The sequence below is a fragment of the Sphaerotilus sp. genome, from assembly GCF_013299175.1.
Lineage (GTDB): Bacteria > Pseudomonadota > Gammaproteobacteria > Burkholderiales > Burkholderiaceae_C > Sphaerotilus.
Genome location: NZ_JAAFKF010000040.1, coordinates 19,512 through 31,253, shown reverse-complemented (window position 1 = coordinate 31,253; position 11,742 = coordinate 19,512). Strand labels below are relative to the sequence as shown.

Genomic DNA, 11,742 nt, shown 5'->3' with positions numbered 1-11,742 from the left:
CGCCGAATCTGGCGCAGAGCGTCGATGTGCCGAAGCTGGTCGCGATGGTCGATGCGGCCAAGATGACGGCCGAAGCCGCGTCCGCCCCGATCAAGCTCGGCCCGATCCCGATGGCCGACAACCCGAAATACGGCGCGCTGGACAACCTCGCCGTGGCCGCCTTTGTGCTGGCCGTGATCCTCGGGCTGGTGAAGTTCGCCCGCGGGTTCGTTGCCAACATCTCGGTGCTGCTGGGCATCGTCGCGGGCTGCGTGGTCGCGGTGCTGATGGGCAAGATGAACTTCGACAAGGTGGCCAAGGCGAACTGGTTCGACCTGGTTCTGCCGTTCTCGTTCGGCATGCCGACGTTTGACTTGCTGTCGATCCTGACCATGACGCTGGTGATGATCGTTGTGATGATCGAAAGCACGGGGATGTTCCTGGCGCTCGGGGACATCACCGGCAAGAAGATCAGCCAGACGGAGCTGTCGGCCGGCCTGCGCACCGACGGTCTGGGCACGCTGATCGGCGGCATCTTCAACACCTTCCCCTACACCAGCTTCTCGCAGAACGTCGGGCTGGTGGGCGTGACGGGCGTGAAGAGCCGCTGGGTCTGCGTGGCGGGCGGCGTGATCATGGTCGTGCTGGGGCTGCTGCCGAAGATGGCGGCGCTGGTGGAATCGGTGCCGACCTTCGTGCTCGGCGGCGCGGGGCTGGTGATGTTCGGCATGGTCGCGGCCACCGGCATCCGCATCCTGTCGCGGGTCGATTTCAAGGGCAACGCGCACAACCTCTACATCGTGGCGATCGCGATCGGCTTCGGGCTGGTGCCGCTGGTGGCGCCGCGCTGGACGCAGCAGATGGCGCACGGCCTGCACCCGCTGCTGGAGTCGGGCATTCTGCTGACCTCGATCGCGGCGGTGCTGCTGAACCTGTACTTCAACGGCAGCCGGGGGGATTCGACGGCGGAGTCGGTGGAGGCGTCGAAGTCGTTCAGCGGGGGGCATTGACTCCCGTCATCACTCCCTGACCAAGCGCAGCACCTGCTGATACAGGTGCTCAATCAGCGCCAGCGCATCCTTGCTGTGATGCGCCGCACGGTGGCAGTTCGGACACAACGCCACCGCATTGGCGACGGTGTCCGATCCCTGCTGGGCCAACGGTCGGACGTGGTGGACTTCGAGAAAAGGCTGGTCGTCGGCCCCGTTAAAAGGGGCTGGTTTGTCGCAGGCTTCGCACCGCCCATCCGCTAACGCCAACACGTTCCCGCGCACTGCTTCCATGCGGGCGTAACGCTGCACCTCCGTCAAAAACGTCTCTGGTTGTGCCTCGCCCACCGGCTCAACGCGATACGGCTGCAACGGCACTTCGCGCAGCACCTTTTCGGATTCCAGCTCAGCCAGGATGGCCTGAATGTCGGTAATGACATTCGCGCCCACATTTTTGGCGGGTTTCAACCCCGTCACCCAGTCGCGCCCGAGCAGTGTCATGACATGGGAGATGTTCTGCATTCGGTACTCGAAGGCTTTGGCGCTTCGCCCGAACTGCTCGGCCAGCGCGGCGTAACAGTGCTTTTTGACAAACGCACGGTTGTGGCGCTCCTTGTCCAGCATGTCGAGGTACACCTCGACTGAGGCACGCAACTCCTCTTTACTCCAGCCATCGCTCATCGATTTCCCCAGGTTTTTGCATTCACGTCTGCGTCAGCTTCTATTTTCGCCGCTTGCGCTCACCCGCTCGTCAGAACCGGAAGCCCCCGCACCCCCGCATAGCGGGGCCGCTAAGGCACATTCGGCTAGAGTCACACCATGGCCCCTACCACCTCGACGGCTGAAGTCACCCACATTTCCAAGCACGGCTTCTGGTTGCTCGTCGGCGACGAAGAGTTGCACTTGCCTTTCGAGCAATTCCCCTGGTTCAGGCAAGCCACCATCGAGCAGATCACCACAGTCGAGCATCCGACCACCAACCATCTGTACTGGCCGTCGCTGGATGTTGACCTTGCAATCGACTCAATCCGCCGCCCGGCGGACTTCCCTCTGATCGCCCGCAGAGAACAGCAACGCATCGTTGAACTCTTCGGAAAGCTGGAGTGGGATGCAGGCACCCTGCCCCGCAACCAACCATGACCGCCGCCGATTACCTCGCCTGGGAAGCCACCCAGACCGAGCGCCACGAGTTCATTGACGGCGAGGTGTGGGCGATGGCCGGCGCCACGGATCGGCATGTGACGATCGCGCTCAATGTCGCGATGGCGCTGAAGCAGCACCTGCGCGGCACGCCCTGCCGCACCTTCATGAGCGACATGAAGCTGCACGCCGAGACCGCCAACAGCTACTTCTACCCGGACGTGATCGTCACCTGCAGCGAGGCCGACCGGGGGCGCCCGCTGATCAAGCGCGATCCGACGCTGGTGGTGGAGGTGCTCTCGATCGGTACCGCCGCCTACGACCGGGGCGCCAAGTTCGCCCACTACCGCCAGATCCCGACGCTGCGCGAGATCGCGCTGATCGACCCCGACACGCGCCGGGCGGATGTGTACCGCTGCGGAGCGGATGGGCTGTGGGTGCTGCATCCCTTTGATCCCGGACAGGGGGTGGCGTTCGGGAGCGTGGATCTGCGCATCGAGGACGAGGGGCTGTACGCGGACCTCGATTGAGGATTGAGGGGGCGGCTCACTCGCCCCCCGTCAACACCGGAATCCCCTGCACCTCCGCAAAATCCCGGTCATGCGTCACCAGCGCCGCCGCCCCGATGTCGAGCGCCGTCGCCAGTTGCAGCGCATCCGGGAGCTTCAGCCGGTAGCGCGCCCGCAGTTGCGCGGCCAGTCCCGCGATCGGCGCAGTGACCGGCACCACCGAATGGCGGCTCGCCAGCACCGTTTCATACCGCTTGGCCAGGTCCGGCAAACCCGCCTTGTGTGGCCCGGTCAGGATTTCCGCCAGCGTGATCACCGACAGCGCCAGCCGGACCTCGCCCCGCTCCGACGCCTCGAACAGCCCCAGAAAACGCGGCAGGAACACCGGGTGGTCCTCCAGCAGGTAGATGAACGGCGCCGTATCGACCAGCACCGTGGCGCCCTCGGCCAGCCCGCCCCAGCGTGCGGGTGGCGGGGCCACTGATTTCGGTTTGCGCGGCGCCATTCAGCCCCGCTCCCATTCATCACGCAGGTCCGCCACGGCACCCGCCACATCCGCCCCCCACAGACCGCGCCCGGACCCCCGCAGCGCCAGCAACCCAGGCCCGGCGGATGACGGTGATGGCGGCTGCGCCTGCTCCCACTGCGCCACCGGCACGACGACCGCCACCGGCTTGCCGTGGCGCGTGATGACGCTGGCGTACCCGGCGTGGGCCTCCGACGCGATGTGCGGCAACTGGGCACGGGCCTGTTCGAGGCCGTAGCGAAGGGGTGAAGGGGGTGTCGTCATCATGGGCTCCAGAAACTGTACAAACAGTACAGAATAGACACCTCGCCGTCAACGTGACAGACCACAGGACCGGCAGTTCAACCCCTACACTGAACACCATGACGCCCGTACTTGCCCGCCGCCAGTTGCCCATCGGATTCCAGACCCTGCGGGAAATCCGAGAAGGCGACTGTTACTACGTGGACAAGTCCGGCATGGCCATCGACCTGATCGAGTCGGCAGGCAAGGCGTTTTTCCTCAGTCGCCCGCGCCGCTTCGGCAAGAGCCTGCTGGTGGACACCTTCAAGGAGCTGTTCGAGGGCAACCTCACGCTGTTCGACGGACTCGCGGCCGAGACGCGATGGGACTGGTCGCAAACCCATCCCGTCATCCGCATCAGCTTCGCCGACAGTCAACTGCGAGACCGTGCCGAACTCGACCAGCGCATCGACGAATTCCTGCACACCGAGCAGCAGCGTTTCGGCATCCTCGTGGACCCCGTGTTCCGCACCGTCAGTGGCCGATTCGGCGAGTTGCTGCGCCTGCTGCACGTCACGCACGGTCGGCGCGTGGTCGTGCTAGTCGATGAGTACGACAAACCCATCCTCGATCACCTCACCGACCGCGACACCGCCACCGCGATGCGCGATGGGCTGCGCAACCTCTACGGGGTGCTCAAGGCGGCGGATGAACATCTGGCGTTCGTCTTCCTCACCGGCGTGTCCAAGTTCAGCAAGGTCAGCATCTTCTCCGGCCTCAACCACCTCCAGGACATCACCCTCGACCGCCGCTTCAGCGCCCTTTGCGGCTACACCGACTCGGACGTGGACACCGTCTTCGCCCCCGAACTGCCGGGGCTGGACCGCGACGAGATCCGCCGCTGGTACAACGGCTACAACTGGCTCGGCACCTCCGTCTACAACCCCTTCGACCTGCTCCTTCTCTTCCAGAACCGCGAGTTCCGCCCCTGGTGGTTCGAGACCGGCACCCCCACCTTCCTCGTCAAGCTCCTGGCCGAGCGGCAGTGGTTCAGCCCGGACCTGCGGCGCCTGCAAAGCAGCATGACCCTGCTGTCAAGCTTCGACGTGGATAGGATCACCCCGGAGGCCCTGCTGTTCCAGACCGGCTACCTCACCATCCACGATGTCCGCGAACCCCTGACCGGTCAGTGGGTCTACACCCTCGGCTACCCGAACCGCGAGGTCGAGTCCAGCCTGAACGCCGCCCTGCTCGAAGGCTATGGCGTGCCGGAACAGTCGTCGTTTCCATCACGGCTGCGCCTGATCGATCTGCTCAGGCGCACTGACCTGCCAGGGCTGGAGCCGCTGTTCCGCGCGCTGTTCGCCAGCATCCCGCACGACTGGTACCGCAACAATCCGCTCGCCGGCTTCGAGGGCCATTACGCCAGCGTCTTCTACAGCTACTTCGCCGCCCTCGGCCTCGACATCCGCGTAGAGGACACGACCAACCACGGCCGCATCGACATGGCCGTCCTGTTCGCCGCCCAGGTCTTCGTCTTCGAGTTCAAGGTCGTCGAACAGGTGGCCAAGGGTGAGGCACTCCGGCAGATCAAGGCACTGGGCTACGCCGACAAGTACCGCGCTCGCGGTGAACCCGTCCACCTGATCGGCGTGGAGTTCGGCCGGACCGCCCGCAACCTCGTCGGCTTCGACACTGAAACCCTGCCACCGGTGTAGCCGCACCACCCCCACCCGCCCACCCACTCAAGCGGGGATAAAGCCAATCGGCTGGACAACTCGTTACCATGCCCGGCCCATGTCCAACCCGCCCCCACCCGCGCCGCCTGCCGCGCCCGACCACTACCAGACCCTGGGGCTAGCCCGCCACGCCGAGCCGGCGGTCGTCAAGGCAGCGTACCGGGCGATGGCCTCGCTGTACCACCCCGACCGCAACCCGGCCCCCGACGCGATCGACCGGATCCAGCGCATCAACGCCGCCCATGACGTGCTGTCCGACCCCGTGCGCCGGCGCGCCCACGACGCCACGCTGGGCGGCGAACACCCTCCCGCAGCCTTTGACCACAGCGACGGCGACGGACCTGACCCGCTGGCCGAACGCTGGCAGATCGCTGCTGGCTTCTTCCCCGAGATCCGGCGCCACCACGCACGGCTGGAACGGTTGTCGCACCACCTCGCGGACGATTTCCGCCTGTACCTGCTGCACCACCAGGACTACGCCGGCGCCGAAGCCCTCGCCACCCGGCTGCGCACCGAGTTCCTGGGCCGCCATTTCGGCACCGACGAGGCCCTGTACCCCTACGCAGAGCAACTGCTCCTGGCCCGCGAGATCGAGGCGGCCCGTTTTGTCGGCCGGATCGTGTCGGTCCTCGGCCGCAGCGTCACGGCCGACAGCGTGCGCGAGAAGGTCGCGCAACGCTACCCGCGCACCGTCGCCAGCGTGCGCAAGCGGGCGCTGTACAGCCAGATCGAACAAGCCACCGATGCGCCGCCCGACCGGGAGGCCATCACCGAGCTGGTGGGACTGTGTGGCGGGGTGGTGCAGCGCGCCTTGCTGCGCGCAGGCGGGATGCTGCGGCTGGGCATGCACGATCTGAAGTTCGAGGACGATGCGGAGCTGCGCCAGCTCGTGGTGCGCCGGCTCGCGGCGGAATGCGGCTGAGCGGCGGATTCAGCCCGCAGGAATCTCCGGCTCGACCAGCATCGCCAGCGTCACCAGCGATTCCTGCCAGCCGAGGTAGCACATCTCGGGCGGGATGACCTCCGGGATGCCCTCCTGCACCACGTTCAGCTCGGTGCCGCAGAGCACGGGTTTCAACTCCACCGTCACCGTGATGACACCGGGCAGGTTCGGATCATCGAACTTGTCCGTGTAGCGGATGCGCGTGTGCGGCGTCAGCTCCAGGTATTCACCGCCGAATGCATGGCTGTGGCCGGTGCCGAAATTGGTGAACGACATGCGGAAGTTGCCGCCAACACGGGCATCCATGTGGTGAACCTTGGCCGTGAAGCCGTTCGGGGGCAGCCACTTGGCCAGGGCGTCGGCGTCGAGGAAGGCGCGGTAGACGCGCTCCGGCGGGGCGCGCAGGACACGGTGGAGTCGAATCGTGTGGGACATGGCAGATCTCCTCATGGGTTGTCATGGGTTGACCAGACTGGACCGACCCGGTCCAGCCCGCTACGCTGTGCGCCTTTAGCCTACCGCAGTGATGTGATGACAGACAAGCTCAACGATTTCGGCCTGATCGGTCTGGCCGTGATGGGCCAGAACCTGGTGCTCAACGTGGAAAGCCGCGGCTTCCACGTCAGCGTCTACAACCGCACCAACGCGGTCACGGACGCGTTCGTGGCGCAGCACCCGGACAAGCGCCTGACCGCCACGCACAGCCTCGCCGAGTTCGTGCAGAGCCTGGCGCGCCCGCGCAAGGTGATGATCATGGTGAAGGCCGGGGCGGCCGTGGACACGGTGATCGAGCAGCTCATCGGGCTGCTGGAGGCCGACGACATCGTGATCGACGGCGGCAACAGCCTCTACACCGACACCGAGCGCCGCGATGCATGGCTGACGCCGCTGGGGCTGCGCTTCATCGGTGCGGGTGTCTCGGGCGGCGAGGAAGGGGCGCGCAAGGGGCCGGCGATCATGCCGGGCGGGCCAGCGTCCACCTGGGCGGTGATGCGGCCGATCTTCGAGAGCATCGCGGCGGTCGCCGAAGGCCAGCCCTGCGTGCGCCACATCGGGCCGGGCGGCGCGGGCCACTACGTCAAGATGATCCACAACGGCATCGAGTACGGCGACATGCAGCTCATCTGCGAGGCCTACCACCTGATGCAGGCAGCGGGCATGGCCACGCTGGAGATCGCCGAGGTCTTCAACCGCTGGAACGAAGGTGAACTGCAGAGCTACCTGATCCAGATCACCGGCAAGGCGCTGGAGCAGATCGACCCCGAGACCGGCCGCCCCGTCGTCGAACTCATCCTCGACAAGGCCGGTCAGAAGGGCACGGGCCAGTGGACGATCGTCAACGGCGCGGAGCAGGCCGTCGTCATCAGCACGATCAACGCCGCCGTGGAAGCCCGTGTGCTGTCGTCGCAGAAGGCGCAGCGCGTCGCTGCCAGCCAGATTCTGCAAGGCCCGACCACCGCCTGGACCGGCGACCTGGCCACACGCGACGCGCTGGTGGCCAAGATCCACGACGCGCTCTACGCCGCCAAGGTCATCAGCTACGCGCAGGGACTGGACCTCGTCAAGAGCATGAGCGCGCACAAAGGCTGGGACATCGACCTGGGCGGGCTGGCGGCGATCTGGCGCGGGGGCTGCATCATCCGGGCACGCTTCCTCAACCACATCACCGCGGCCTACCAGGCGCAACCCGATCTGCCGCACCTGATGCTGGCGCCCTACTTCGCCGGGTTGCTCAACCGCACGCAGCAGGCGTGGCGCGAGGTGGTGGCGCACGCGGTGACGCAGGGCATCCCGGTGCCGGCGATGGGCGCGTCGCTGGGCTACTACGACAGCCTGCGCACCGCCCGGCTGCCGGCCAATCTGCTGCAGGCGCAGCGCGATTTCTTCGGCGCACACACCTACGAGCGCACCGACAAGCCGGCGGGGCAGTGGTTCCACACGGTGTGGCCGGACGTGGTGGGTTGACGAATGTGAACGGTTTCGGGCCGGTGCTGGCCGGTGGCTGACGGGGCGGGGGCGTGCGGGATTCAAGTCCGCGGGGCGGAAGTCGAAAACTGCGCAAACCCCTAGCCGGAGTCACCATGGTCCGCACCGCCCCCGCACACCCTTCCCGTCCGCTGCATTCGGCCGCTTTGGCCGCAGCCTTGCTGTCAGCGTTCCTGGCCAGCCCCGGCGCCCACGCGAACGACGGCGGCCACGCCGCCCCCGCCAAGCCTGCCGCCGTGGCAGCACCAGTGGCAGCGGCAGCACCAGTGGCAGCGCCCGCCGACGAGCTGCAGCGCCGCTTGCAAGAGCGCATCGCCACCGTGCGCGCCGCCCAGGCGCAGGTGCAGGGACTCCCCCCCAGCCGCGCCCACCGCACGGCCCGCGCCGCCCAGCGCGCCGCACCCGCACTGGCCATGGGCATCGTCAGCCAGCCGCAGGGCGCCGCACCCGAAGCGCCCGCCACGCCCGCCCATGCGGCCACCCACGCCGCGCACTGGTCCTACGGCGGCGAAGGCGGCCCGGCGGAGTGGGCCAAGCTGCGCCCCGATTTCTCGACCTGCTCCACCGGCCAGCGCCAAAGCCCCATCGACATCCGGGGCGGCATCAAGGTCGAGCTGGAGCCGATCAAGTTCAGCTACCGCCCGACCGGCTTCAACGTGCTGGACAACGGCCACACGGTGCAGGCCAATCTCGGGCTGGGCAACAGCATCGAGGTCGGCGGCCGGCGCTATGACCTGGTGCAGTTCCATTTCCACCGGCCGTCGGAAGAGCGCATCAACGGCAAGCAGTTCGAGATGGTCGCCCACCTGGTCCACAAGGATCCCGAGGGGCGGCTGGCGGTGGTCGCCGTGCTGATGGACCAAGGGAAACAGCACCCGATGGTGCAGCTCGTGTGGAACAGCCTGCCGCTGGAGAAGAACGACGAGCTGCCGTCGCCGGTGCCGATCGACATGAACCTGCTGTTGCCGGAGGACCGCCGCTACTACACCTACATGGGTTCGCTGACCACGCCGCCGTGCAGCGAGGGCGTGCTGTGGCTGGTGCTGAAGCAGCCGGCGCAGCTCTCGGCCGACCAGCTCGCGGTGTTCAGCCGGCTCTACCCGATGAACGCCCGTCCGATCCAGCAGGCCAGCGGCCGGATGGTCAAGGAATCGAACTGAGTGCGCACTGGGCGATCTCGGTCGCCAGTGCCACCAGCGCGGCCTCGTCCAGCGAGTCCGCGTTCACCTGGGCAGACTCCTTCAGGCGCAGGTAATTGCCGTTCTGCGACCGCGTGTACAGCGGGTCGTAGTGCAGCGCCATCAGCTCGCCGAACAGCGGGCCGAGTGCCCCCGCCAGCGCCCACGCCTGCCAGCGCGCGATCGTCTCGTTCGCCTGCAGCCCGTGCAACTGGCCGAGCGTGTCCGCCAGCCGCGGGCCGTCGTCGCCCAGGTAGGCGTAGTCGCGCAGCAGGTAAGCCAGCCGCGCCTCCGGCGACGCGACGATCTCGATGCACGGACTCGCGCGCAGCCGCTCCAGCAGCGGCGTCGGCAACGAGATCTGGCCGATCCTGCGGCTCTCGGCCTCGACGTAGACCGGGCGGCTCAGGTCGAGCGCCTGCAACTGCACGGCGAGTTGCGTCTCGAACCGTTTCTGCGAGGGCTGCGGCCTGTCCGGCACCTTGCCGAGCACCGAACCCTTGTGGACCGCCAGTCCCTCCAGGTCCAGCACCTGCGCGCCCTGCGCGGCCAGCGCGTGCAGCAACGCGGTCTTGGCGCTGCCGGTCGGGCCGCACAGCACCCGCAGCGGCAATTGCGGGGCGATCGCCTCGATCTGCGCGATGACGTGGCCGCGGAAGCGTTTGTAGCCACCGGCAAGCTGCTGTGCGTCCCAGCCGACCAGCCGCAGCCACTGCACCATCGAGCCGCTGCGCATCCCGCCACGCCAGCAGTAGACCAGCGGGCGCCAGGTGATCGGCTTGTCGGCGAGCTGTTCCCGCAGGTGCCGCGCCAGGTTGGCCGCGACCATCGCCCCGCCCACCCGCCGCGCCTCGAACGCCCCTTGCTGCTTGTAGAGCGTGCCGACGGTGCGGCGCTCCTCGTCGTCGAGCACGGGGCAGTTGATGGCGCCGGGCAGGTGGTCGAGCGCGAACTCGGCGGGCGAGCGGGCGTCGATGACGGTGTCGAAGGCGGGGATCTGGTCGATGCCGACGGGTCGGTTGTGGCTCATTTCAGCAGCACCGTGCCGACACCGGCCGGGCGGATCAGGAACTGCGGGCTGCTGGTGGCCGTCAGTGCGAAGGTGCCGGAGCGGGTGGTCGAGGTACCGGAAAACGCCGTGCGGTGGGCCACGGTCGTGCCCGCCGTCTGCACCGTCACGGGCAGCGTGCCCTGTGGCGCCCAGAAGGAGGTGATGCGCTTGGACTTGCCGTCGGCCGGGTCGAGGTAGTCGCACTCGACGGTGTAGAGCTTCGTCGGGCGGTACGAAATCCACTGGTCGGTCAGGCGCTTGGCCCAGTCGGTGACTTTCACGTCGCCGCTGACCAGTTTCCAGTTCGTGCCCTGGATCACCAGCGGCGCCAGGGCCTTCATCGGTGCGAAGGCGGGCTTGTCCACCAGCGCGGCCGTGACGACACCGAAGCTGCCCTCGCGCCCGGTGAGCGGCTGGTTGGCGAACTCGTAGAACCACACGCCCTTCACGTACGGCAGCGTGCGGTAAAGCAAGGCCATGCGCTGCAGGTAATCGGCCTGCAGCGATTCGGAGATGGCCTTGCCGCTGGAGGTGGTGTTGGGGATGCCGGTTTCGGTGAGGTAGAAATCCTTCGGGGCGGCGGCGTAGGCGGGGGATTGCGTCATGAGCCAGTTCCGGCCGGTGACGAGTCCGCTGTAGAGCCGCTCGGGGATGGCCAGGGGGTCGTAGTCGGCGTAGGGGTGGATGCCGAGGCCGTCGATGAGCTGGAGGTTGCCGCCCAGGCGCTGGACGTGGGCGAGCTGGTCGATGAGCCAGGGCCAGCACATGCCGTAAGGCAAGGTCGCGCTGGCCGCGCAGTCCGCGAGTCCTGCGGTGAGGAGCCGGGCTTGCGGGGCGCGGGTGCGCAGATCGGCGGCCACGGAGAGGTAGAGCCGGGCGTAGGTGTCGCCGTCGCGCGCCAGCGTGTAGTTCGGCATGGCGCTGTTCAGGTGGAAGCCACCGTTCCACTCGTTGCCGATCTGGTACAGCCCCTGGCCGGGTCGGCGGGCGAGCTGCTGCTGGGCGTAGGTGCGGAAACCTTTGGCGTAGGTCTGGAACACCGAGCCGGTGGCGGCGGGATTAGCGGTGATGTCCTGCGTGGCCTGCTGCCAGTAGAGGTTGTTCTCGAAGCCGAGGATCTGCAGGCCCATCAGCCCCGCGGGCTGCAGCCGGCCGCTGATCTGGGCGACGGCGGCGTTCAGGTCGGCGCCGTAGCGGAAGGTGCCGGCGGTGGGGCCGTAATCGGTCCAGGCCCATTCCTCGGCGTCGCGGTAGGTGTTCGCTCCGGAAGAGACCAGGCGGTCGGACAGCGCAGGGAGCGTGCCGTACTGGTACGTCGCGGCGAGGTGGACGTTCCAGCCGTAGAGGAAGGTCGCCGGGGTGGGCAAGGCAGTGGCTGCCTGCGCCGAGACTGGGGCGGCGAGGAGCGGCAGCAGCAGTGCAGCGAGGGCGCAGCGGATCGGATGGGTCATGGCGTGGCAGGCAGAATGCGGAATTGCCG

At 67.5% G+C, this 11,742-nt stretch carries 13 protein-coding genes; 7 read left to right on the top strand and 6 right to left on the bottom strand.

The features are described 5' to 3' along the window. Positions 1-989, top strand: a 989-nt coding sequence (locus tag QZW52_RS09080) for a solute carrier family 23 protein (RefSeq protein WP_293997608.1), incomplete at its 5' end; no start/stop codon positions are given. A 9-nt stretch (positions 990-998) separates the two neighbouring features. Here QZW52_RS09080 and QZW52_RS09075 read toward each other — a convergent pair. After that, positions 999-1,649 (bottom strand): HNH endonuclease, encoded by a 651-nt coding sequence (locus QZW52_RS09075; RefSeq protein WP_293997606.1) that lies wholly within the window; start codon positions 1,647-1,649, stop codon positions 999-1,001. A gap of 138 nt (positions 1,650-1,787) precedes the next feature. Between QZW52_RS09075 and QZW52_RS09070 the strand changes: the two genes are divergently transcribed. Both QZW52_RS09070 and QZW52_RS09065 read left to right on the top strand, forming a co-directional pair. Continuing rightward, positions 1,788-2,108 carry a DUF2442 domain-containing protein gene (locus tag QZW52_RS09070; protein ID WP_293997604.1) on the top strand — a complete coding sequence of 107 codons (321 nt, stop codon included), beginning with the start codon at positions 1,788-1,790 and terminating at the stop codon, positions 2,106-2,108. Then, on the top strand, positions 2,105-2,638 hold the full coding sequence (locus tag QZW52_RS09065) for a Uma2 family endonuclease (RefSeq protein ID WP_293997602.1): 534 nt from the start codon (positions 2,105-2,107) through the stop codon (positions 2,636-2,638). Before QZW52_RS09070 ends, QZW52_RS09065 begins: the two co-directional genes overlap by 4 nt. Positions 2,639-2,654: 16 nt before the next feature. On the opposite strand, the gene QZW52_RS09060 is transcribed toward QZW52_RS09065, so the two are convergent. Both QZW52_RS09060 and QZW52_RS09055 read right to left on the bottom strand, forming a co-directional pair. Next, positions 2,655-3,122, bottom strand: a complete 468-nt coding sequence (locus tag QZW52_RS09060) for a type II toxin-antitoxin system VapC family toxin (protein WP_293997599.1) — start codon at positions 3,120-3,122, stop codon at positions 2,655-2,657. Then, positions 3,123-3,407, bottom strand: coding sequence for a type II toxin-antitoxin system prevent-host-death family antitoxin (locus QZW52_RS09055; protein WP_293997597.1), 285 nt, complete (start codon positions 3,405-3,407; stop codon positions 3,123-3,125). Positions 3,408-3,505: 98 nt separating this feature from the next. On the opposite strand from QZW52_RS09055, the gene QZW52_RS09050 reads away from it, so the two are divergent. Beyond that, entirely contained in the window at positions 3,506-5,083 is a 1,578-nt protein-coding gene (locus tag QZW52_RS09050; protein WP_293997595.1) for an ATP-binding protein, read from the top strand. Positions 5,084-5,162: 79 nt separating this feature from the next. Next, positions 5,163-6,026, top strand: coding sequence for a J domain-containing protein (locus tag QZW52_RS09045; protein WP_293997593.1), 864 nt, complete (start codon positions 5,163-5,165; stop codon positions 6,024-6,026). Between the two features lie 9 nt (positions 6,027-6,035). Here the strand turns inward: QZW52_RS09045 and QZW52_RS09040 are convergent, their stop codons facing one another. Further along, positions 6,036-6,482, bottom strand: a complete 447-nt coding sequence (locus QZW52_RS09040; protein ID WP_293997590.1) for an SRPBCC family protein — start codon at positions 6,480-6,482, stop codon at positions 6,036-6,038. Between the two features lie 96 nt (positions 6,483-6,578). Here QZW52_RS09040 and gnd point away from each other — a divergent pair, with 96 nt between their 5' ends. Together gnd and QZW52_RS09030 are read left to right on the top strand one after the other, a co-directional pair. Continuing rightward, entirely contained in the window at positions 6,579-8,012 is a 1,434-nt protein-coding gene (gene gnd, locus QZW52_RS09035) for a decarboxylating NADP(+)-dependent phosphogluconate dehydrogenase (RefSeq protein WP_293997587.1), read from the top strand. Between the two features lie 116 nt (positions 8,013-8,128). Then, positions 8,129-9,193, top strand: coding sequence for a carbonic anhydrase (locus tag QZW52_RS09030; protein WP_293997584.1), 1,065 nt, complete (start codon positions 8,129-8,131; stop codon positions 9,191-9,193). Here the strand turns inward: QZW52_RS09030 and mnmH are convergent. Next, positions 9,177-10,241 (bottom strand): tRNA 2-selenouridine(34) synthase MnmH, encoded by a 1,065-nt coding sequence (gene mnmH, locus QZW52_RS09025; RefSeq protein ID WP_293997581.1) that lies wholly within the window; start codon positions 10,239-10,241, stop codon positions 9,177-9,179. The two genes, QZW52_RS09030 and mnmH, sit on opposite strands and share 17 nt — an antisense overlap. Next, entirely contained in the window at positions 10,238-11,713 is a 1,476-nt protein-coding gene (locus QZW52_RS09020; protein ID WP_293997579.1) for a hypothetical protein, read from the bottom strand. Before QZW52_RS09020 ends, mnmH begins: the two co-directional genes overlap by 4 nt. Positions 11,714-11,742: the final 29 nt, after the last annotated feature.

Excerpts from the sequence above, each read along its gene's own strand:
- gnd (WP_293997587.1), top strand. The coding sequence starts at position 6,579 with ATGACAGACAAGCTCAACGATTTCGGCCTGATCGGTCTGGCCGTGATG.
- QZW52_RS09050 (WP_293997595.1), top strand. The coding sequence starts at position 3,506 with ATGACGCCCGTACTTGCCCGCCGCCAGTTGCCCATCGGATTCCAGACC.
- QZW52_RS09020 (WP_293997579.1), bottom strand. The coding sequence starts at position 11,713 with ATGACCCATCCGATCCGCTGCGCCCTCGCTGCACTGCTGCTGCCGCTC.
- QZW52_RS09055 (WP_293997597.1), bottom strand. The coding sequence starts at position 3,407 with ATGACGACACCCCCTTCACCCCTTCGCTACGGCCTCGAACAGGCCCGT.
- QZW52_RS09075 (WP_293997606.1), bottom strand. The coding sequence starts at position 1,649 with ATGAGCGATGGCTGGAGTAAAGAGGAGTTGCGTGCCTCAGTCGAGGTG.
- QZW52_RS09065 (WP_293997602.1), top strand. The coding sequence starts at position 2,105 with ATGACCGCCGCCGATTACCTCGCCTGGGAAGCCACCCAGACCGAGCGC.
- QZW52_RS09030 (WP_293997584.1), top strand. The coding sequence starts at position 8,129 with ATGGTCCGCACCGCCCCCGCACACCCTTCCCGTCCGCTGCATTCGGCC.
- QZW52_RS09045 (WP_293997593.1), top strand. The coding sequence starts at position 5,163 with ATGTCCAACCCGCCCCCACCCGCGCCGCCTGCCGCGCCCGACCACTAC.
- QZW52_RS09070 (WP_293997604.1), top strand. The coding sequence starts at position 1,788 with ATGGCCCCTACCACCTCGACGGCTGAAGTCACCCACATTTCCAAGCAC.
- QZW52_RS09040 (WP_293997590.1), bottom strand. The coding sequence starts at position 6,482 with ATGTCCCACACGATTCGACTCCACCGTGTCCTGCGCGCCCCGCCGGAG.
- mnmH (WP_293997581.1), bottom strand. The coding sequence starts at position 10,241 with ATGAGCCACAACCGACCCGTCGGCATCGACCAGATCCCCGCCTTCGAC.
- QZW52_RS09060 (WP_293997599.1), bottom strand. The coding sequence starts at position 3,122 with ATGGCGCCGCGCAAACCGAAATCAGTGGCCCCGCCACCCGCACGCTGG.